This is a genomic window from Micromonospora globbae, assembly GCF_003610785.1.
Classification (GTDB): Bacteria; Actinomycetota; Actinomycetes; order Mycobacteriales; family Micromonosporaceae; genus Micromonospora; species Micromonospora globbae.
In genome coordinates, this window is record NZ_RAQQ01000017.1 from 51,876 (window position 1) to 72,338 (window position 20,463).

Genomic DNA, 20,463 nt, shown 5'->3' on the forward strand with positions numbered 1-20,463 from the left:
GCCGGCGGCCGTCAGCGTCCGTACAGCGTCTTGATGACCTTGACGAGGCGGGCCACGTCGGCGGGGGTGCGCTCGAACGTCATCGACGGCAGCAGCGACCGGGCGCGCCGGCGCGTGATCGCCTTGGCCCGGCCGAACTCGCGCAGCCCGTCCTCGCCGTGGATCCGGCCGAAGCCGGACTCGCCGACGCCGCCGAACGGCAGGGTGGACATCCCGGCGAACGTCAGGGTGGAGTTGACCGAGGCCATCCCGGACCGCAGCCGCCGGGCCACGGCCACGGCGCGGCGCCGGCCGAAGACCGAGCCGCCCAGGCCGTACGGGAGGGCGTTGGCCCTCGCGACGGCGTCGTCCACGTCGCGTACCCGGTTGATGGTGAGCGTCGGCCCGAACGTCTCCTCCCGCACGACGGCCGAGTCCTCGGGGACGTCGACCAGCACCGTCGGCCGCACGTACGGCGGCTGCACCGCGTCGGCCCCGCCGAGCACGGCCCGCCCGCCACGGGCCAGCGCGTCGTCGATGTGCCGGCGGATCACGTCGAGCTGGGCCGGCATCGTGATCGGGCCGATGTCCTCGCCGTCGGGGCCGACGGTGAGCCGGCCGGCCCGGGCGACCACCTTCTCCACGAACGCGTCGAAGACCGGCTCGACCGCGTAGACCCGCTCGATTCCGATGCAGGTCTGCCCGGCGTTGGTCAGGGCACCCCAGACGCAGGCCTCGGCGGCGGCGTCCAGGTCGGCGTCGCTGTCGACGATCATGGCGTCCTTGCCGCCCGCCTCCACGAGCACGGGGGTCAGGGTCTCGGCGCAGGCGGCCATCACCTTCCGGCCCGTGGCCGGGGAGCCGGTGAAGGCCAGCTTGCCCACGCCGGAGCGGCACAGTGCCGCGCCCACGTCGCCGAGGCCGTGCACCGCCGTGAGCACCGGCTGCTCGGGCACCACCTCGGCGAAGCTGTCGGCCAGCCACTGCCCGACGGCCGGCGTGTACTCGCTGGGCTTGAAGACGACGGCGTTGCCGGCGGCCAGCGCGTACGCGATCGAGCCGATCGGTGTGAAGACCGGGTAGTTCCACGGGCCGATGACGCCGACCACCCCGTACGGCTGGTACTCCAGGTGGCCGGAGAACTCGGCGAGGATCAGCCGGGACCGGACCCGACGCGGACCGAGCACCCGACGGGCGTTGCGTGCCGCCCAGTCGATGTGTTCGACGGCCGTGACGATCTCGACGACGGCGTCCGCGATCGGCTTGCCACCCTCCCGGTGCACCAGGTCGGCGAGCTCCTCGATCCGGCGGGCGAGTTGTGCGCGCCAGCGCAGCAGCCGCTCCCGGCGACCGGTGAAGCCGAGACCGGCCCACCACTGCCCGGCGGACCGGGCCCGATCCACCGCCTCCGTGACGTCGGCGGGCGTGGCGACCGGGAACCGCCCGGCCTCGTCACCGGTGGCGGGGCTGGTGGAGATCAGCGTGCCGTGATCGATGACCGGGGCGCCGGGCACATGGACAGCCGTCATGGCGGAAGTCTAGACCCGAGCATTACTCGCCGGTAGCCCTGTGACCCCTGGCCGGCGGGGCCCCGTCGCGCCACCGCCGGCACCTCGGCAGCGGGCCCGCCCGGCGGTCGACGCCCGACCGCACGACGGGGTGCCGGTCGACCATCGCCGATCCGGTGATCGGAAGCTGGCCGGCCGGAGAGGCGGAGGTGTCCGCCAGGCGGTGGAACGCGACTACCGTCTGATGGCACGCTGGCGCGGGGAGTGACGGTGTGGGTGGGAGGGTGGACTGTCCATGGAGGAGCATCCGCAACTGCTGCCGTTGTTGACGATCGCGGGCGGACCGATGCGCGGAGCCAGTGTCCGCCTGCGGGCCGACGCCCAGACGATCGGCCGGGCGCCGACGGCGGACATCGTCGTACCGGACCCGCACCTGAGTCGCCGTCACGCCGAGGTCTGGCTGGCGCCGGAGGGCGCCTCGCTGCGTGACCTCGGCTCGACCAACGGCACCTGGGTGAACGACCGGCGGATCACCGGCGTGGAGCAGTTGGCCGACGGCGACGTGATCCGGCTCGGGCGTACCGAGCTGCGGTTCTTCGACCCGGGCGTGGCCCGTACCGACCCGGTCGGGCTTCGCCTCGGCACGCCCCGGCGGGACCACCACCGGCCCACGCTGCCGCTGCCGTTGCCGGCGCCTCCCGCGCTCCGCTGAGGCGGGCGGCGACGCCCGCCATGCCGGGCCTCCCCGCCGTCACGTTCGGCGGCGGGCATATGTTTCGCCGGTTCGCCGGGGCCGGTGACCGGCCACATCTCCGCACGGTCGCGGGTGGGGCGACGCCACATGGACGGCCGCCCGGCCGGGTGGCAGCATGCCGCGGATGAGGAGCGAGCAGCGCGTCGTCACGGCCAACGGCATCACCCAGTCGGTACGGGTGGCCGGGCCGCCGGACGGCGTACCCGTGCTGCTCGTGCACGGCAACTGCTCCTCGGCGGCGTTCTGGGAGCCGCTGGTCCGGCGCCTGCCCGACACGATGCGCGTCGTCGCTCCCGACCTGCGCGGCTACGGCGACACGCAGACCGCGCCGGTGGACGCCACCCGCGGGCTGCGCGACTTCGCCGACGACGTGGCGGCCCTGCTCGACGAGCCGGCGCTCTTCGGCGCCGCGGACGCCCGCCCGGTCGTGGTCGGGCACTCGCTCGGCGGGGGAGTGGCCATGACGCTGCTCGTCGACCACCCGCACCGGTTCTCCGGGCTGCTGCTCGCCGCGCCCGTGTCCCCGTACGGATTCGGCGGCACCCGGGACCTGGCCGGCACTCCCACCACCCCGGACTTCGCGGGCACCGGCGGCGGCACCGCGAACCCGGACTTCGTGGCCCGGCTGGCGGCCGGTGACCGGGGCGACGACGCCCCGACCAGTCCGCGGGCCGTGCTGCGCGCCGCCTACGTGGCGGACCCGGCGTCGCTCGGCGCGGACGAGGAGCTGCTGCTCGACACGATCCTGTCGACGGCGACCGGCGACGACAACTACCCCGGCACGGCGGTGGCCTCGGCCAGCTGGCCCGGCACGGCACCGGGCGAGCGCGGTGTGCTGAACGCGTTGGCGCCGACCTGGTTCCGGATCGCGGACGAGCTGGTCGCGGTCGCCCCGAAACCGCCCATCACCTGGGTGCGCGGCGACGCCGACGTGATCGTCTCCGACACCTCGCTCTTCGACCTCGCGTACCTCGGCTCGCTCGGCGCCGTGCCCGGCTGGCCGGGCGCGGCGGAGTGCCCGCCGCAGCCGATGATCGGGCAGACCCGGGCGGTGCTGGAGCGGTACGCGCACGCCGGCGGCGTCTACCGCGAGGTGGTGCTCCCCGGCTGCGGGCACAGCCCGCACCTGGAGCGGCCGGACGAGTTCGTCGCCGAGCTGCTGTCCCTGACCACCGTCCCCACGCCCTGACCCCGCCCGGCCAGCCGGCCCCTTGCCCCGGCTCTTGCCCCGGCGATCATGAGGTTACTGCCGCGACACGCCGACGAGGCCGACGACAACTTCATGATCGACGGGGAGAGCCGTCGGGGAGGCGGGGGTCGGATGGGACGGGGTGGGTGAAATAGGCCACGGCGTCTCGACAACGCAGCGTCGCATGGCAGACTCGCGCGCATAACCTTAGCGGCCGTTCATGCGGCCGTACGGAGTGTTTGGGGAGGCCGGTCGTGGCGCGCGAGTTCACCAGCGTGGGCGTTGTCGGGCTGGGCACCATGGGTGCCGGCATCGTGGAGGTCTTCGCGCGCAGCGGCATCGACGTGGTGGCCGTGGAGGTCTCCGAGGCGGCGCTGGAGCGCGGCCGGGCCACCCTCACCGGCTCCACCGACCGGGCGGTCGCCAAGGGCAAGCTCGCGCCCGCCGACCGGGACGCCCTGCTCGGCCGGGTCAGGTTCGCCGCCGGCCTGGACGCCCTGCACACGGTCGACCTCGTGATCGAGGCGGTTCCCGAGCACCTCGACCTGAAGCAGCGGATCTTCGCCGAGCTGGACCGGGTGTGCAAGTCCGAGGCCATCCTCGCCACGAACACGTCGTCGTTGAGCGTCACCGAGATCTCCGTGGCGACCAGCCGCCCCAACCAGGTCATCGGCATCCACTTCTTCAACCCGGCGCCGGTGATGAAGCTGGTCGAGGTCGTCCGGACGGTGGTCACCTCGCCGGACGTGGTCGCCGACGTGGAGGCGCTCTGCGCCCGGCTCGGCAAGGTCGACGTGACCATCAACGACCGCGCCGGTTTCATCGCGAACGCGCTGCTGTTCGGCTACCTCAACCATGCGGTGGCCATGTTCGAGTCGAACTACGCCAGCCGGGAGGACATCGACGCCGCCATGAAGCTCGGCTGCGGCCTGCCCATGGGCCCGCTCGCGCTCATGGACCTCATCGGCGTGGACACCGCGTACGAGATCCTCGACACCATGTACCGGCGCGGCGGGCGGGACCGCCGCCACGCACCCGTGCCCCTGATCAAGCAGATGGTCACCGCGGGGCTGCTCGGCCGGAAGACCGGCCGGGGCTTCTACACCTACGAGCGGCCCGGCTCGCCGGTGGTCGTACCGGACGAGGCGACGCCGGTGGCCGACGCGGCCGCGCTCGCCGACGGCGCGCGCGGCATCACGAAGGTCGGCGTCGTCGGCTCCGGGACGATGGCCACCGGGATCATCGAGGTCTTCGCGAAGGCCGGGTACGAGGTCGTCTCGGTGACCCGGGGCGCCGAGAAGTCGGCGAGCGTCTGCGAGGCGGTGAAGACCTCGCTCAACAAGGGCGTGGTACGCGGCAAGGTCAGCGAGGACGACCGGGACGCCGCGCTCGGCCGGATCACGTGGTCGGCCACGCTCGAGCACCTCGCCGACGTCGACCTCGTGGTCGAGGCGGTGGTCGAGGAGTTGAGCGTGAAGAAGGCGCTCTTCGCGAGCCTGGACGAGATCTGCAAGCCGGGCGTCGTACTGGCCACCACCACGTCGTCGCTGCCGGTGATCGAGGTGGCGATGGCCACCCAGCGGCCCGCCGACGTGATCGGGCTGCACTTCTTCAACCCGGCGCCGATCATGCCGCTCGTCGAGGTGGTGCGGACGATCCGTACGTCGCCGGAGACCGTCGCCACGGCCCGCGCCGTCTGCGCGGCGCTCGGCAAGACCGCCGTGGTGTGCGCCGACCGCTCCGGGTTCATCGTCAACGCGCTGCTGTTCCCGTACCTGAACGACGCCGTGAAGATGCTGGAGGCGAGCTACTCGACGGCCGACGACATCGACAACGCCATGAAGCTCGGCTGCGGCTACCCGATGGGGCCGTTCGAGCTGCTCGACGTGGTCGGCCTGGACGTCGCGCTGGCCATCCAGCGGGAGCTCTACCTGGAGCTCCGCGAGCCGGGCTTCGCGCCCGCGCCGCTGCTGGAACACCTGGTCACCGCCGGCTACCTCGGGCGCAAGACCGGCCGGGGCTTCCGCGACCACACCCACCGCTGATCCCGGGGTCGCCCGCGGCCGCCCGTACCCTTGACGACGTGAGTCCCCGTCGCAACCGTCCCCGCCGGGACGACGCCCCGCACCTGGACACCGACCGGGTACGGCAGGGCGTCGCGTCGGTGCAGCAGTGGCGCGACGGCGACTGGCAGGTGCGCGGCATCAGCGGCGGGGCCTCGGTCAAGACGTACCGCTGCCCGGGCTGCGACCAGGAGATCCGTCCCGGGGTGGCACACGTGGTCGCCTGGCCGGCCGACGGCCGGGGCGACCTCAGCGACCGCCGGCACTGGCACAGCGGCTGCTGGCGGGCCCGGGACCGCCGGGGCCCGGTGATCCAGCGCGGGCGCGGCGCGCCCCGCTACGGCTGAGCGATCTGGATCACGCTGATTCCTCCCCGGGCGGGCGGCGGGGGCGACTTCGCGCCAGACTTGACCGGTGAGCACACCGATCCGCGCGTCGTCCATCCTCCCCGGGCAGCGGGAGGACATCGAGCTGCACACCGCCGACGGGCTGCGCCTGGTCGGTGAGCTGGCCCGTCCGGTCGACCGCGAGCCGGCGGCCACCCTCGTCTGCCTGCACCCGCTGCCGACCCACGGCGGGATGATGGACAGCCACGTCTTCCGCAAGGCCGCGTGGCGGCTGCCGGCCCTGGCCGACGTCGCGGTGCTCCGGTTCAACACGCGGGGCACGAGCAGCGTCCGGGGGACCAGCGAGGGGGCCTTCGACAACGCCGTGGGCGAGCGCTACGACGTGGCCGCCGCCATCGAGTACGCCGAGTTCCACGAGCTGCCGAACATCTGGCTGCTGGGCTGGTCGTTCGGCACCGACCTGGTGCTGAAGTACGGCTGCGACCCGGCCGTCTCGGGCGCGATCCTGCTCTCCCCGCCGCTGCGCTACTCCACCCCCGACGACCTGGCGCAGTGGGCGGGCTCCGGCCGGCCGCTGGTGGCGCTCGTGCCGGAGTTCGACGACTACCTGCGTCCGGCCGAGGCGCGGGAGCGCTTCGCGGTGGTGCCGCAGGCCGAGGTGATCGGGGTGCCGGGCGCCAAGCACCTCTGGGTCGGTGACGCCGAACGGGTCCTCGACGAGGTGGTCCGCCGGGTCAACCCGTCGGTGCCGGTCCCGCTGCCCACGACGTGGGACGGCCCGATGGAGACCGGCGACGTCAGCGCGTACGCCGACCGGACGGTGGCCTCGTTCGCCGACCGGCCGGTGCCGGGCCCGCCGCAGCGCCGGGCCGACTGATCCGGCGGTGGGCCGACCGAGTCGGCGGCGGGTTGGCTGAGCGGGCGCCGGCCGGTTTCGAGCGGGCTCAGCGGGCCTGCTGGCGGGGCAGCACCACCTCGCGCAGGATGATCTGGATGGCGGCCACCGTGGGGATCGCGATGAGCGCGCCCACCACGCCGATCAGCCCGACCCCGAGCAGCGCGGCGAGCAGGGCGGCCACCTCGTTGACGTGCACCGACCGGCGCATCACCTTCGGGTAGATGAGGTAGTTCTCGACCTGCTGGTAGACGAGGAAGAAGATCACGCAGGCGATGCCGGCGGACAGGTCGGTGGCGAAGCCGACGAGGCTGACGATGATCGCGCCGAGGGTGGCCCCGATCTGCGGGATCAAATCGGTCACGGCGACCACCACGGCGAGCGCCATCGGGTACGCCAGCCCGACGATCAGCGCGAAGACGAACGTGCTGAGGCCGGCCAGCACGGCGATGCACAGCGCGCCCACCATGTACGCACCCACCCGGGTGAGGATCTCGTCGCCGATCAACTGCACCCGCTCCCGGCGGGACCGCGGCACGAGCGAGTACGCGAGCGTGCGCAGCCGGTTGAAGTAGGCCAGGAAGTAGATGGTGAGCACCAGCACGGTGAGCGCCTTGAAGAGGGTGCCGAAGAGCAGTTGGGCGCCGCCGAGCACCCCGCCGAGGGCCCGGCCCACGGTGCCCGCGTTCACGGCGCCCTGCACCTTCTCCACCACGTCGTACCGCTCGACCAGCTCGTTGACCGTCTCGCTGCGGCGCAGCTCCTCGATGTACGTCGGCAACTGCTCGATGAACTGCCCGGACTGGGTGATGATCGGCGGCACGAGCGCCACCACGCCGCCGCAGAGCAGCAGCAGGACGGCGAAGGCGACCAGCCCCACGGACAGGGCGTGCGGCAGGCCCCACGACCGCAGCCGTACCACGGCGGGGTTGAGGCCGATCGCGAGGAACAGCGCGATCACCACCAGGACGAGGATGCCGGCGGCGTTGCGGATCCCGCCGTAGAGGGAGTACGCCGCGAGCGCGCCGAGCGCCCAGGTGAAGCCGACCAGGAAGCTGTTGCGCCGCAGGGGCCGCCCCGGCGGGCCGAACCGGCCCGAACCCGTCGACGGCGGTGCGATCGGGTCGTCCGGCGACTCGCCGGCGGGCGCCGCCTCGCCGTGCGGCGGCTCCGCGCCCTCGGGCCGGGGGGTATGCCGGTGCGCCCGGCGTCCCTCGGCGGCCGGGCCCTCACTCCCGGCGGGCTCGGGGACGGGGTGCCCCGCGCCGGCGCCCTCCGGCTCCGGTCCGTCGGCCGTCGGCCCGTCCTGCGTCACCAGTCCTCCGCTCAGGTCCGGCGGGTCCACCGCCCCGTGCGGGCACCCGGCCGCCTCCGGCCGGTCCTGCCCGGCAGACTACTGGCCGGCGACTCCCGCAACCACCCGTCCGCGGCGCCCTCGCCGTTAGGGCACGGGAGGGGTGGCACGCCGGCACCGGCTGACCGTCGGACGGTCTACCCGCCGGACCACACGGTCGACGACCGCCGCGGTCATGCCCGCCGCGGTGACCGCCGGGGTCACGCCCACCGCGCCGTGACCGTCGGCAGGCCGCGCGGTGACCCGTCCCGGGCACCTGCGCCGGTCGCCGCCTCGGACCGGCCGTCACTCCTTCTCGACGGAGACGGTGTTGGGCCGTGCGGCGCGTTCGTCGGTCGTCGGCTTGGTGGGTCGCTTGCCGTTCTCGCCCTTACTGGTGATCTTCGTGGGGGTGGCGCCCCGGCCGCCCTCGCCCGGCACCGCGGCGACCGTCGGTTCGCCGTCCACCGGGGCGCCCGCGTCCGCCGTGGTCACCGGCTCGGCCACCGGTCGCGCCTTCGGCTGGCCGCCAACCTCCGGCTCGGCCTCGGTCGCCGGCTCGGCCGTCGCGGCGGCCGTCGACTCCGATTTCGCGGCGACCACCGGCTCCGGCTTCGCCGTGACCGCCGGCTCGGGCTTCGCGCCGTGCGGTGTGCCGGCGGGACCGGGCTTCGCGGGGCTTCCCGCGCCGCCGCGAGCGCCCGCGCCGGCGGGTCGTCCCGCACCCTGCGTCGGCCGGGTGCCGTCCGCCGGCGTCCCGCTGCCGGGCTGCGCCTTCGTGGCCTGCTCCGCCTTCCCGCCGGCCGGCTTCGCGGTCGGGTCGCTCGTCCCGCGTCCGGCGTCGACCGGCTTCGCGGCCACGGCGGGCCCGGCCGCCGAGGCGGGGGCGACGGTACCCGCCGGAGGCGGTGAGGTGGGGCCGTCGGAACCACCCGGTGCGGTGGCCACCTGCACCCGCAGCTCCGCCAGCCGCCGCTGGAGCTCGTCGGACTCCTGCCGGGACTTCCAGGTCTCCTGGCGCAGGTCGGCGAGCTGCTGCTGGGCCTGTGCGATCTCCAGCATCACCTGGGCGAGCTGCTGGCGGCCGGCCGCCACCTCCTGCTGCGTCGCGGCGAGGTGCTGCTGCGTGGTGGCGAGGGCCTGCTGGGTCGTCGCCGCGTACTCCTCGAACTGCCGTCGGGACGCCGCCACGTGCTCGTCGGCGGCACGCCGCTTCTCGGTGGCCTCCGACTCGGCCCGGCGCAGCAGCTCGGTGGCCTGCTCCTCGGCCTGCTGGCGCAGGGTCGTGGCGTCCCGCTCGGCGGCCTGGCGGATGCGGTCGGCGCCCTGCTCGATCTCGTTCTTCCGGGCCGTGTACTCGGACTCCAACCGCTCGCGCCGGCTGGTGAAGCCGGACTCCAGCTCCTGCTTGCGGCGCTCGAACGTGGTCTCCAGCTCCTGCTGGCGGGACGTGAACTGCTTCTCCAACTCGTCGCGGCGCTTGGCGAACTCCTTCTCGGCGGCGGCGCGGCGCTGGGCCAGCTCGCGGTCGGCCGCCTCGCGGCGGGAGTTCACCTCCTTCTCGACGCCGGCCCGCCACGCGCCCAGCTCCTGCTGGGTCTGCGCGCGCGCCTGCTGCACGTACGTCTCGGTCTCGCTGCGCATCCGCTGCACGTACGCCTCGGTCTCGGCCCGGCTGCGCTTGGCCGCCTCGGCCGCCTGCGTCGTGAGGCGCTCCGCCTCCTGCTGCGCCTTGGCGCGGGTGGCCCGGCCCGCCATCGAGGCGTCGTCGATGATCTGCTTGGCCTCCCGCTGGGCCTTGGCGTGGGTGGCCCGACCGGCCTCGGTCGCCTGGTCGATGAGGCGCTTGGCCTCCTGCTGGGCCTTGGCGTGCACCTCCTTGGCCGCGTCGCGCAGCTCGGTGGCCTCCTGCTGCGCCTTCGCCAGGGCCTCCCGCGCCGCCTCGCGCAGCTTGGTCGACTCCTGCTGCGCCCGGGTGTGGATCTCCTTGGCGGCCTCGCGCAGCTGGGTCGCCTCCTGCTGCGCCCTGGCCAACTCGTCCTGCGCGTTGCGGCGCAGCTTCGCGGACTCCTCCTTGGCGGCGCGCAGCGCGGTCTCCGACTCGGCCTTGCGCGCGGCGGCCTGCCGCTCCTCCTCGGCCCGCCGGGCGGCGAGGGCGATCTCGAAGTCCTTCAGCGCCTTGGCGGCCTGCTCCCGGGCGTCCTCGACGATGTGCTCGGCGGCGGCCCGCCGGGACTCGATCTCCTCGTGGGCGGCCCGCAGGATGTCCTCGGCCTGCTCCTCGGCGAGGGTGAGGATCTGCTCGACGCGGGGGCCGAGGTGCCGGAACGAGGCCCGGTCCACCACGCCCACCTGTTTGCGCACCTGGGCGAGGTCACGCTGGAGCACCTCGACCTGACCGGCGAGCTTGTGGATCTGTGTGTAGGCCTGCTCCCGCTCGGCTGCGAGGGTCGCGATCTCGTGCTCCGCACGCGCGACGTAACGGTCGACCTGCTTCTTCTCGTACCCCCGCAGAGCGGACTCGAAGCTTGGCTCCGTGGCCACGTCCCCGCCGAGAGCGAACAGTTCCTCGCCGTGCGACATGCCCCCATCCTCACACGCAACCGGCCCTGCTGGGGCGATACGGACGCCCCTGTTGGCCTACTTCACTCGGTTCGTACCGGTGGATGACAGTGGGTGGTGAAAAGCGCGCGGCGCGGGACCGCACCGGTCACCCGGTGCCGCCCCGCGCCGCGTCATGCCCCGACCTGGCGTGGCGTCAGCTGTTGGACTCCGCGGCCACCTTGCCGTCGTCGCCGGCCTTGTCGGCGTCCGCCTTGGCCGCCGCGCCCCCGTTCGGCACGCCGGGCACGATGCCGGCGAGACCGGAGAGCATCTGCCCGAGCTGGGCGGTGACCGCGTCCTTCTGGCGGGTGAGGTCCTCGACCTCGCGGCGCGCGGCCTGCGTGGTCAGCTCCGCCTCCGTCCGGGCCTCGCTGAGCAGGCGCTGCGACTCGGCCCGCGCCTCGTTGAGGGTCTTCTCGGCCAGCGCCTTGGCCTTCTCGACCGTCTCGGCCGCGGTGCGCTCCGACTCGACCCGGCGGGCCTCGGCGCGCTGCTCGATCTCCTTGGCCCGCTCCTGGGCGGCCCGCGCCCGCTGCTCCGCCTCGTTGACCAGCTTCTGGGTCTGCGCGACCTGCGCGGCGTGCCGCTCGGACTCCTCGCGCTCGGCCTTCTCCCGGCGCTCGGCGAGCTGCAGCTCCAGCGCCTGGAGGTCCTTGTCGCGCTTGTCCCGCGCGTCGGTGAGCAGCTTGGTCGCCTCGGCGCGCTTCTCCTCGGCCTCGCGCGCGGCCTTCGCCCGCAGCTGGGTGATCTCCCGCTCGGCGGTGGCCCGCAGCGTCGCCACCTCACGCTCGACGGTGGACTTCAGCTCGGCCACCTCGTGCGCCGTCACGGTGCGCAGCTGCTTGGTCTCACGCTCGGCGTCGGCGCGCAGCGTGTCGGCCTCACGGCGGGCCTGGACGCGCACCTCCGCCGCTTCCCGCTCGGCCGCGGTGCGGAGGTTGCCGGCCTCGCGCTCGGCGGTGGCCTTCATGGCGGCCGCCTCGGCGCGGGCCTTGTCGGTGATCTCACGCGCCTCGAGGCGGGCGGCGGAGAGGATCCCCTCCGACTCGCGCTTGGCCTCGTTGCGGTGGTCGTTGGCCTGCTCCTCCGCGAGCCGGAGGATCTGCTCGACGCGGGTGCCCAGGCCGGAGAGGGTCGGCCGGCTGTTCTCCTCGAGCTGCTTGCTGGCGTCCGCGAGCTTCTGCTCCAGCGTGGCCATGCGCTGTTCGGCCTGGCGGAGCCGGCGCTGGGCGTCGTTCATCCGCTGCTCGGCCTCGGCGCGGGCCTGCTCGGACTGGGTCAGCGCGGCGGTCATCCGGCCGATGAAGTCATCGACCTGGTGGGTGTTGTATCCGCGCAGGCCAACCGTGAAATCTGGCTGTGAGTTCGCGTTGTCGAAGAACGCGAGAGGGGAGGATTGCTGCTGGGGCATTGGGACATACTGGCAGACGCCCCAGGGTGCTCCGCAAGAGCGGTAGGAACCTTTCGAGTCCTCTTTACATGGTCAACTCCCGGTGGTCACGGTAGCCGGTCGAAGGGGCGATCTTGGCAGGTCCGGGCCGGGCGGATCGCGTGGCGCGGATCATGAAAAAGGACGGTGCCGGATGCCGGTGCGGCCCTTTGCCGCGTCACCCGTCGGGCCATGCGAACGCGCGCCGTCGAGCGCCGCGAATGGGTGCGCGCGGCCCCGGAGAAACGCGACGGCGTACGCCGCAATGCGCGCCCGCGACGGCCGTCCCGCTCCGGCCGTGCGCGCCCGCGACGGCCGTCCCGCTCCGGCCGTAGGGACGGCGGCCGGAGCGGGACGAGGCGCCGCGCCGGGACGCGGTGTCCCGTCGGGACGCGGCGCCGGAGGACGCGGCGCCGGAGCGCGACGGTGTCGTGTCGGGGCGCGGTGTCGTGTCGGTACTGCGGCGCCGGGGCGGGTCAGTGCCCCCGGAACCGGTTGATGGCGTCCTCGTGACGGGAGCGCAGCTCCGGGTCGCGGACGCCCAGGCCGTCGCGCGGCGCCAGACAGCGGACGCCGACCTTGCCCTGGTGGGCGTTGCGGTGCACCTCGTACGCGGCCTGGCCGGTCTGCTCCAGCGCGTAGGTCTTCGACACCGTCGGGTGCACCCGGCCCAGGGCCACCAGGCGGTTGGCCTGCCACGCCTCCTGGTAGTTGGCGAAGTGGCTGCCGATGATCCGCTTGAGGTGCATCCACAGGTACCGGTTGTCGTACTGGTGCTGGAAGCCGCTCGTGGAGGCGCAGGTGACGATCGTGCCGCCCCGCTTGGCGACGTACACGCTGGCGCCGAACGTCTCCCGGCCCGGGTGCTCGAAGACGATGTCCGGGTCCTCGCCGCCGGTGAGTTCCCGGATCCGCTCGCCGAAGCGGCGCCACTCGTCGGGGTCCTGGGTCTCCTCGTCCCGCCAGAACCGGAAGCCCTCGGCGGCGCGGTCGATGACCAGTTCGGCGCCCATCCTGCGGCACAGCTCGGCCTTCTCCGGCGACGAGACCACGCAGACCGGGATCGCGCCGCCGTGCAGCGCCATCTGGGTGGCGTAGCTGCCCAGGCCGCCGGACGCTCCCCAGATCAGCACCACGTCGCCCTGCTTCATGTTGGCGCCGTGGTGGGACACCAGCTGGCGGTACGCGGTCGAGTTCACGAGGCCGGGGCTGGCCGCCTCCTCCCAGCTGAGGTGCCGCGGCTTCGGCATCAGCTGGTTGGCCTTCACCACGGCCAGTTCGGCGAGGCCGCCGAAGTTGGTCTCGAAGCCCCAGATGCGCTGCTGGGGGTCGAGCATCGTGTCGTCGTGGCCGGGCGCGTCCTCCAGTTCGACGGAGAGGCAGTGCGCCACCACCTCGTCGCCGGGCTTCCACCGGGTCACGCCGGGACCGGTGCGCAGCACCACGCCGGCCGCGTCCGAGCCGACCACGTGGTACGGCAGGTCGTGCCGGCGGGCCAGGTCGGAGAGCCGGCCGTACCGCCGGAGGAACGTGAAGGTGGGCAGCGGTTCGAAGATGCTCGTCCAGACGGTGTTGTAGTTGATGGCGCTGGCCATCACGGCGACCAGCGCCTCACCCGGCCCCAGTTCCGGCGTCGGGACCTCCTGGACGTGCAGCGCCTTGCGCGGGTCCTTGTCGCGGGTGGCCATGCCGTCGAACATCCGGGTCTCGTCGGCCCGGACGACGACGCCCCGGTAGCTGTCGGGCACGGGCAGTCCGGCGACCCCGGCGAGTTCCCGCTCCGGCCGGCTGGAGCCCTCCGCCGCCATGATCGCTTCGAGGATGTCCTGCACGGTGACCTCCCGTTCGTCCGCACCCGCGCGCGCGGGCCTGGGGTGCTGCCATCGTCGGCGCCGATGCGACCGAGCCGCCATGTCGGCGTCCGACACAGGCCGGTCGTGCTCCTGTTGCGGGCGGACGTTACTGAACGGTAGCTAGGGCGGGAAGTCCTCTGTGAAGAATTGCATCCGCCGATGCGTGAAGGTGTCCACGGGGCTGTCGAACCGCGCACCAGTAGGCGGCCCGGGCCGCGTCGATCATGAGGTTGACGGGGCGACACGCCGGCGCCCGCACCCGCCAACCTCATGATCGACGCGTTGGTCGCGCGGGACTCAGTGGGCGTCGGTGGCCGCCGGCTCGACCAGCTCCACCAGGACGCCGCCGGCGTCCTTGGGGTGCACGAAGTTGATCCGGGAGTTCGCGGTGCCGCGTCGCGGCGTGTCGTAGAGCAGCCGCACCCCGCGCTCGCGCAGCGCCGCGCACGCCGCGTCGATGTCCGCGACCGTGTACGCCACCTGCTGCACGCCCGGGCCGTTGCGGTCGAGGAACCTCGCGATGGTCGACTCCGGGGTGAGCGGGGCGAGCAACTGCACGCAGCCGCCCTCGGTGCCGGGGCCGACCGCCATCATCGCCTCGCGGACGCCCTGCTCGGCGTTGGTCTCGGTGTGCACGCACCGCATCCCGAACGTCCGCTCGTAGAAGTCGATCGCGGCGTCCAGGTCCGCGACGGCGACGCCGACGTGGTCGATTCGGCGGAGCCCGATGTCTGTGACATAGTCCGCAGCGGGCTCGACGGGGGAGTTCTCTGCCATGGCGCTAGTCTGGCCGAACAATCGTTAAGGCGTACAGGTCGGCACCCCCTCGGAGGCGGCTATGGCTTCGGTGATCGTCAGCGGCGCGCGGACCCCGATGGGGCGCCTGCTCGGCAACCTCAAGGACCTCCCTGCCACGAAGCTCGGCGGCATCGCCATCAAGGCGGCCCTGGAGCGCGGCGGCGTCAGCCCCGAGCAGGTGCAGTACGTGATCATGGGGCAGGTGCTCCAGGCCGGCGCCGGCCAGATCCCCGCCCGCCAGGCGGCCGTCGAGGCGGGCATCCCGATGTCCGTGCCGGCGCTGACCATCAACAAGGTGTGCCTCAGCGGCCTGGACGCCATCGCCCTCGCCGACCAGCTCATCCGTGCCGGTGAGTTCGACATCGTCGTCGCCGGCGGCATGGAGTCGATGACCAACGCCCCGCACCTGCTCATGGGCCAGCGCGGCGGCTACAAGTACGGCGACGTGGTGGTCAAGGACCACATGGCGCTGGACGGGCTCACCGACGCCTGGGACTGCTGCTCGATGGGCGAGTCCACCGAGCGGCTCGGCGCGCGGCACGGCATCAGCCGTGAGGAGCAGGACGCCTTCGCCGCCGCGAGCCACCAGAAGGCCGCCGCCGCGCAGAAGAACGGCCACTTCGCCGACGAGATCACCCCGGTGGTCATCCCGCAGCGCAAGGGCGACCCGGTAGTGATCAGCGAGGACGAGGGCATCCGACCGGACACCACGGTCGAGACCCTGGGCAAGCTGCGTCCGGCGTTCACCCCTGACGGCACGATCACCGCCGGCAGCTCGTCGCCGATCTCCGACGGCGCGGCCGCCGTCGTCGTCATGAGCAAGGCCAAGGCGAAGGAGCTGGGGCTGACCTGGATCGCCGAGATCGGGGCGCACGGCAACGTCGCCGGCCCGGACAACTCGCTGCACTCCCAGCCGTCCAACGCGATCCAGCACGCGCTGCGCAAGGCGGGTCTGACCGTCGCCGACCTCGACCTCATCGAGATCAACGAGGCGTTCGCCCAGGTCGGCATCCAGTCCATCCGTGACCTCGGTGTGTCCCCGTCGAAGGTGAACGTCAACGGCGGCGCCATCGCCCTGGGGCACCCGATCGGGATGTCCGGCGCGCGGCTGGTGCTCACCCTCGCCCTGGAGCTGAAGCGCCGGGGTGGCGGCACGGGCGCGGCGGCGCTCTGCGGCGGCGGTGGCCAGGGCGACGCGCTGATCGTCCACGTCCCCGCCCCCGCCGAGAGCGGTCGGTGACCGGGGTTGTGTGAGCTGGCTCAGTGAGCGGAACGATCGAGAACGTCCCGGCGGCATCCCCCGGCTCGGTGCGGCGCAGCCGGGACGTACCCATGCTGGTCGAACGGGCTCGCGCGGGCGACCACCGCGCGGTGGCCCGCCTCATCACGCTGGTGGAGAACGGCGACGAGCTGCTGCGCGACATCGCCGCGGCGCTCGCGCCGTACGCGGGTCAGGCCCAGGTGGTGGGGCTGACCGGCTCGCCCGGCGTGGGCAAGTCCACCACGACGAACGAGCTGGTCCGGGCGCTGCGGGCGCGCGGGCACCGGGTCGGCGTGCTGGCGGTCGACCCGTCCAGCCCGTTCACCGGCGGCGCCATCCTCGGTGACCGGGTACGGATGCAGGACCACGCGACGGATCCGGGCGTCTACATCCGCTCGATGTCCAGCCGCGGGCACCTCGGTGGGCTCGCGGCGGCCACCCCGCAGGCGGTGCGGGTGCTGGAGGGCGCCGGCTGCGACGTGGTGCTCGTGGAGACGGTCGGTGTCGGGCAGGCCGAGGTGGAGGTCGCCTCGCTGGCGGACACCACGCTGGTGCTGCTCGCACCGGGCATGGGCGACGCCATCCAGGCCGTGAAGGCCGGCATCCTGGAGATCGCCGACGTCTTCGTGGTGAACAAGGCCGACCGGGACGGCGCCGACGCGACGTACCGCGACATCCAGGGCATGATCGCGCTCGGCGAGCGCGGCCCGGGTGAGTGGCGGCCCCAGGTCGTCCGCGCGGTCGCCGCGCGGGGCGAGGGGATCGACGACATCGCGGCCGCCGTCGACAAGCACCGCACCTGGCTGGTCGAGCGCGGTGAGCTGCGCCGCCGGCAGGAGGCGCGGGCCGCCGCCGAGATCGAGGCGATCGCGGTGGGTGTGCTCCGCGACCGGATCGGGTCGCTGCGCGACGGTACGGAGCTGCCGTCGCTCGCCGCGAAGGTGGCCGAGGGGGCGATCGACCCGTACGCGGCCGCCGACGAGCTGCTCGCGCAGCTGGGCACCTGACGCGTCCACTACGGACGGGCCCCGCCTAGTACGCTCGCACCGCCCCACGGACGGCGTGGGGCGGTGCGACGTGTGGGGAGACCATGGCTGACGAGGCGACGCAGGAGCTGACGGTGACGCCGGACGCGGTGGCGGGCGGTACGACGTCCGTCTCCGACGAGGTGGTGGAGAAGATCGCGGTGGCCGCCGCCCGATCGGTGCCGGGGGTGACCGAGCTGGGTGGCGACGTCGCCCGGTTCTTCAACTCGGTGCTCGACCGGGTCGGGCTGGACAAGGTCGGCGACGCCACCCGGGGCGCCTCGGCGGCCGTCACGAACGGCGCGGCCGTGATCAACCTGGTGATCGTCATCGAGGCGGGCCGGACGGTGCCCGAGGTGACCGAGGCGGTCCGGGCGAAGGTGACCGAGGCCGTCGAGGCGTACGGGCTGCGGGTCGACGAGGTCAACATCCGGGTCGACGACGTCTCCCTGGGCGAGCCCGCCGCGCCGACGGCCTGACCGGGCCCCCGCGCGTCGGGGCTACCCGCCGGTACGACACTCCTTAGTGATCGTTCAGGCTCCGGCTCTACACTCGAGGGGCAGTCGAGGACTCGAGGAGGAGCCCCGCCGATGAACGCCGACGAGATCGCCGCCGGACGGGCCCGCTGGCAGGCCCGGTACGACGCCGCGCGCAAGCGGGACGCCGACTTCACCACCCTCTCCGGGATGAGCGTGGAACCCGTCTACGGGCCGCCGGAGGGGACCGACTACCCGGGCTTCGAGCGGATCGGCTGGCCGGGGGAGTACCCGTACACCCGGGGGCTCTACCCGACCGGCTACCGCGGGCGGACCTGGACCATCCGGCAGTTCGCCGGCTTCGGCAACGCCCGGCAGACCAACGAGCGCTACAAGATGATCCTGGGCGCCGGCGGTGGCGGGCTCTCCGTCGCCTTCGACATGCCGACCCTCATGGGGCGGGACTCGGACGACCCCCAGTCCCTGGGCGAGGTGGGCCACTGCGGCGTGGCGATCGACAGCGCCGCCGACATGGAGGTCCTGTTCGACGGCATCGACCTGGCCGGCGTCACGACCTCGATGACCATCTCCGGCCCGGCCGTGCCGGTCTTCTGCATGTACCTCGTCGCCGCCGAGCGGCAGGGCGCCGACCTCTCCACCCTGGACGGCACGCTCCAGACCGACATCTTCAAGGAGTACATCGCGCAGAAGGAGTGGCTCTTCGACCCGGAGCCGCACCTGCGCCTCATCGGCGACCTCATGGAGTACTGCGCGCGGGAGATCCCGCGGTACAAGCCGCTCTCAGTCTCCGGCTACCACATCCGGGAGGCCGGGTCGACCGCCGCGCAGGAGCTGGCGTACACGCTGGCCGACGGCTTCGGCTACGTCGAGCTGGGCCTCAGCCGTGGGCTTGACGTCAACGTCTTCGCCCCCGGCCTGAGCTTCTTCTTCGACTCGCACGTCGACTTCTTCGAGGAGATCGCCAAGTTCCGGGCCGCCCGCCGGATCTGGGCCCGCTGGCTGCGCGACGTCTACGGCGCGACCAGCGAGAAGGCTCTCTGGCTGAGGTTCCACACCCAGACCGCCGGCGTGTCGCTGACCGCCCAGCAGCCGGTCAACAACGTGGTCCGCACGGCCGTCGAGGCGCTCGCCGCGGTGCTCGGCGGGACCAACTCGCTGCACACCAACGCGCTGGACGAGACGCTCGCGCTGCCCACCGACGAGTCCGCCGAGATCGCCCTGCGTACCCAGCAGGTGCTCATGGAGGAGACCGGGGTCACCAACGTGGCCGACCCGCTCGGCGGCTCCTGGTACGTCGAGGCGCTCACCGACAAGATCGAGGCCGAGGCCGAGGCCATCTTCGCCCGGATCCGCCAGCTCGGCGGCGAGGGCCCGCACGAGATCGGGCCGATGACGTCGGGCATCCTGCGCGGCATCGAGGACGGCTGGTTCACCAGCCAGATCGCCGAGGCGGCCTTCGCGTACCAGCAGGCGCTCGAGAAGGGCGAGAAGAAGATCGTCGGGGTCAACTGCCACACCAACACGGTCGCCAAGGACCTGGAGATCCTGCGGATCTCGCACGAGGTCGAGCTGGAGCAGCGCCGGGTGCTGGCCGAGCGCAAGGCCGAGCGGGACGACGCGGCGGTGAAGGCCGCGGTGGCCCGGATGGTCGAGGTGAGCCGGACGGGCGAGAACATGATCCCGGCCATGCTCGACGCCGTCCGGGCCGAGGCCACCCTCGGCGAGATCTGCGACGCGCTGCGCGCCGAGTGGGGCACCTACCGCGAACCCGCGCGCTTCTAACCCACCGCGCCCCCACCCGCCCCCGCGATCTTGCACTTTCTGCCCCGGCATACGGTACGAATGCCGCGAACCGCGGGCCGAAAGTGCAAGATCGCGGGGGTGTGGCGTCGTGGGGGCCGGGGGCGGGCTGAGCAGGGTGAGAACTGCAACTGTCGCCGTCGCGGTTGATCTGAGTTCGGCGACGTCCGTGCGAAACTAGATAACCATGAGCGACCCACGGATCACCTCGTCGATCTTCACTCGCGGCGCGGTCGACCTCAGCGCCCTGCGCACCCCCGCCCCCTCGTCCGCTCCGGCCCAGTCCGGCCCGCCCGCTGGCGCGCCGGGTGGCGCGGTCGGCGGTGTCACCGTCATCGACGTGACCGAGGCGACCTTCCAGTCCGAGGTGCTGGAACGCTCGCTCAACACCCCGGTCGTCGTCGACTTCTGGGCCGAGTGGTGCGAGCCGTGCAAGCAGCTCTCCCCGGTGCTGGAACGGCTCGCCGTCGAGGGCGGCGGCGCGTGGGTGCTCGCCAAGATCGATGTGGACGCCAACCCGCGCATCGCGCAGATGTTCCGGGTCCAGAGCATCCCCATGGTGTACGCGGTGGTCGGCGGCCAGCCGATCGACGCGTTCGCCGGCGTGGTGCCCGAGGCGCAGCTGCGGCAGTGGATCCAGGCCGTGCTCAAGGCCGGCGGCGTGAGCGTCGCCGCGCCGAGCGACCCCCGCCTCGACGAGGCCGACGACGCGCTCATGAACGGCGACCTCGACGCCGCCGAGCGGGCGTACCGCAAGATCCTGGCCGAGTCCCCGGCCGACGCGGCGGCCGAGGCCGGTCTCGCCCAGGTGGGCCTGGCCCGCCGGGTGGCCGGCGCCGACCCGCAGGCCGCGCTCGCCGCGGCGGCGGCGAACCCCGACGACGTCGACGCGCAGTTGCTCGCCGCCGACATCGAGGTGCTCAGCGGGCTCGCCGAGCAGGCCTACAAGCGCCTCGTGGACACGGTGCGCCGCACCACGGGCGACGACCGGGAGAAGGTACGTCAGCACCTGGTCGGCCTCTTCACCATCGCCGGCCCCGAGGACCCGGCCGTCGCCTCGGCCCGACGGGCCCTGGCCAGCGCCCTGTTCTGACCACCCGAACGGTTCCGAGCACGTAGCACACCAGC

General features: G+C 73.3%; 16 protein-coding genes. 10 read left to right on the forward strand and 6 right to left on the reverse strand.

The window, feature by feature from the left end:
- Nucleotides 1-11: 11 nt before the first annotated feature.
- Entirely contained in the window at nucleotides 12-1,508 is a 1,497-nt protein-coding gene (locus tag D7I43_RS22085) for an aldehyde dehydrogenase family protein (protein ID WP_120330469.1), read from the reverse strand.
- 274 nt (nucleotides 1,509-1,782) lie between these two features.
- On the opposite strand from D7I43_RS22085, the gene D7I43_RS22090 reads away from it, so the two are divergent.
- From D7I43_RS22090 to D7I43_RS22110, 5 genes are all read left to right on the forward strand, one after another.
- Nucleotides 1,783-2,199 (forward strand): FHA domain-containing protein, encoded by a 417-nt coding sequence (locus tag D7I43_RS22090; RefSeq protein WP_120330470.1) that lies wholly within the window; start codon nucleotides 1,783-1,785, stop codon nucleotides 2,197-2,199.
- A gap of 166 nt (nucleotides 2,200-2,365) precedes the next feature.
- A complete protein-coding gene (locus D7I43_RS22095) occupies nucleotides 2,366-3,430 on the forward strand; it encodes an alpha/beta fold hydrolase (protein WP_120330471.1) in 1,065 nt (354 codons plus the stop codon).
- Between the two features lie 254 nt (nucleotides 3,431-3,684).
- Complete coding sequence (locus tag D7I43_RS22100; protein WP_120330472.1) at nucleotides 3,685-5,475, forward strand: 3-hydroxyacyl-CoA dehydrogenase family protein; 1,791 nt, start codon at nucleotides 3,685-3,687, stop codon at nucleotides 5,473-5,475.
- Nucleotides 5,476-5,513: 38 nt separating this feature from the next.
- Nucleotides 5,514-5,840 carry a hypothetical protein gene (locus D7I43_RS22105; protein WP_120330473.1) on the forward strand — a complete coding sequence of 109 codons (327 nt, stop codon included), beginning with the start codon at nucleotides 5,514-5,516 and terminating at the stop codon, nucleotides 5,838-5,840.
- A 67-nt stretch (nucleotides 5,841-5,907) separates the two neighbouring features.
- Nucleotides 5,908-6,717, forward strand: coding sequence for an alpha/beta hydrolase (locus D7I43_RS22110; protein WP_120330474.1), 810 nt, complete (start codon nucleotides 5,908-5,910; stop codon nucleotides 6,715-6,717).
- A gap of 67 nt (nucleotides 6,718-6,784) precedes the next feature.
- Here the strand turns inward: D7I43_RS22110 and D7I43_RS22115 are convergent, their stop codons facing one another.
- The 5 genes from D7I43_RS22115 to mce form a co-directional block, all read right to left on the reverse strand.
- Nucleotides 6,785-8,050, reverse strand: coding sequence for an AI-2E family transporter (locus D7I43_RS22115; RefSeq protein WP_192902234.1), 1,266 nt, complete (start codon nucleotides 8,048-8,050; stop codon nucleotides 6,785-6,787).
- Between the two features lie 324 nt (nucleotides 8,051-8,374).
- Complete coding sequence (locus D7I43_RS22120) at nucleotides 8,375-10,651, reverse strand: hypothetical protein (RefSeq protein WP_120330475.1); 2,277 nt, start codon at nucleotides 10,649-10,651, stop codon at nucleotides 8,375-8,377.
- A gap of 175 nt (nucleotides 10,652-10,826) precedes the next feature.
- Complete coding sequence (locus D7I43_RS22125) at nucleotides 10,827-12,083, reverse strand: DivIVA domain-containing protein (protein WP_120330476.1); 1,257 nt, start codon at nucleotides 12,081-12,083, stop codon at nucleotides 10,827-10,829.
- A 494-nt stretch (nucleotides 12,084-12,577) separates the two neighbouring features.
- Nucleotides 12,578-13,933: a crotonyl-CoA carboxylase/reductase gene (gene ccrA / locus D7I43_RS22130; protein WP_120330477.1), complete on the reverse strand. Its 1,356-nt coding sequence runs from the start codon at nucleotides 13,931-13,933 to the stop codon at nucleotides 12,578-12,580.
- A gap of 318 nt (nucleotides 13,934-14,251) precedes the next feature.
- Nucleotides 14,252-14,731 (reverse strand): methylmalonyl-CoA epimerase, encoded by a 480-nt coding sequence (gene mce / locus D7I43_RS22135; RefSeq protein ID WP_120330478.1) that lies wholly within the window; start codon nucleotides 14,729-14,731, stop codon nucleotides 14,252-14,254.
- Between the two features lie 61 nt (nucleotides 14,732-14,792).
- On the opposite strand from mce, the gene D7I43_RS22140 reads away from it, so the two are divergent.
- From D7I43_RS22140 to D7I43_RS22160, 5 genes are all read left to right on the forward strand, one after another.
- On the forward strand, nucleotides 14,793-15,992 hold the full coding sequence (locus tag D7I43_RS22140) for an acetyl-CoA C-acetyltransferase (RefSeq protein WP_120330479.1): 1,200 nt from the start codon (nucleotides 14,793-14,795) through the stop codon (nucleotides 15,990-15,992).
- A gap of 92 nt (nucleotides 15,993-16,084) precedes the next feature.
- Nucleotides 16,085-17,020: a methylmalonyl Co-A mutase-associated GTPase MeaB gene (gene meaB, locus D7I43_RS22145; protein WP_396844436.1), complete on the forward strand. Its 936-nt coding sequence runs from the start codon at nucleotides 16,085-16,087 to the stop codon at nucleotides 17,018-17,020.
- An 83-nt stretch (nucleotides 17,021-17,103) separates the two neighbouring features.
- Nucleotides 17,104-17,517, forward strand: a complete 414-nt coding sequence (locus D7I43_RS22150; protein ID WP_120330481.1) for an Asp23/Gls24 family envelope stress response protein — start codon at nucleotides 17,104-17,106, stop codon at nucleotides 17,515-17,517.
- A 111-nt stretch (nucleotides 17,518-17,628) separates the two neighbouring features.
- A complete protein-coding gene (locus tag D7I43_RS22155; protein WP_120330482.1) occupies nucleotides 17,629-19,317 on the forward strand; it encodes a coenzyme B12-dependent isobutyryl-CoA mutase large subunit in 1,689 nt (562 codons plus the stop codon).
- A gap of 205 nt (nucleotides 19,318-19,522) precedes the next feature.
- A complete protein-coding gene (locus D7I43_RS22160) occupies nucleotides 19,523-20,428 on the forward strand; it encodes a tetratricopeptide repeat protein (RefSeq protein WP_120330483.1) in 906 nt (301 codons plus the stop codon).
- The last annotated feature ends 35 nt before the right edge of the window (nucleotides 20,429-20,463 follow it).

What these genes read in the sequence shown, in the direction of transcription:
- D7I43_RS22120 (WP_120330475.1), bottom strand. Translation starts at nt 10,651, where the DNA reads ATGTCGCACGGCGAGGAACTGTTCGCTCTCGGCGGGGACGTGGCCACG.
- D7I43_RS22160 (WP_120330483.1), top strand. Translation starts at nt 19,523, where the DNA reads ATGAGCGACCCACGGATCACCTCGTCGATCTTCACTCGCGGCGCGGTC.
- D7I43_RS22125 (WP_120330476.1), bottom strand. Translation starts at nt 12,083, where the DNA reads ATGCCCCAGCAGCAATCCTCCCCTCTCGCGTTCTTCGACAACGCGAAC.
- D7I43_RS22140 (WP_120330479.1), top strand. Translation starts at nt 14,793, where the DNA reads ATGGCTTCGGTGATCGTCAGCGGCGCGCGGACCCCGATGGGGCGCCTG.
- meaB (WP_396844436.1), top strand. Translation starts at nt 16,085, where the DNA reads ATGCTGGTCGAACGGGCTCGCGCGGGCGACCACCGCGCGGTGGCCCGC.
- D7I43_RS22090 (WP_120330470.1), top strand. Translation starts at nt 1,783, where the DNA reads ATGGAGGAGCATCCGCAACTGCTGCCGTTGTTGACGATCGCGGGCGGA.
- D7I43_RS22085 (WP_120330469.1), bottom strand. Translation starts at nt 1,508, where the DNA reads ATGACGGCTGTCCATGTGCCCGGCGCCCCGGTCATCGATCACGGCACG.
- D7I43_RS22150 (WP_120330481.1), top strand. Translation starts at nt 17,104, where the DNA reads ATGGCTGACGAGGCGACGCAGGAGCTGACGGTGACGCCGGACGCGGTG.
- D7I43_RS22155 (WP_120330482.1), top strand. Translation starts at nt 17,629, where the DNA reads ATGAACGCCGACGAGATCGCCGCCGGACGGGCCCGCTGGCAGGCCCGG.
- D7I43_RS22095 (WP_120330471.1), top strand. Translation starts at nt 2,366, where the DNA reads ATGAGGAGCGAGCAGCGCGTCGTCACGGCCAACGGCATCACCCAGTCG.
- mce (WP_120330478.1), bottom strand. Translation starts at nt 14,731, where the DNA reads ATGGCAGAGAACTCCCCCGTCGAGCCCGCTGCGGACTATGTCACAGAC.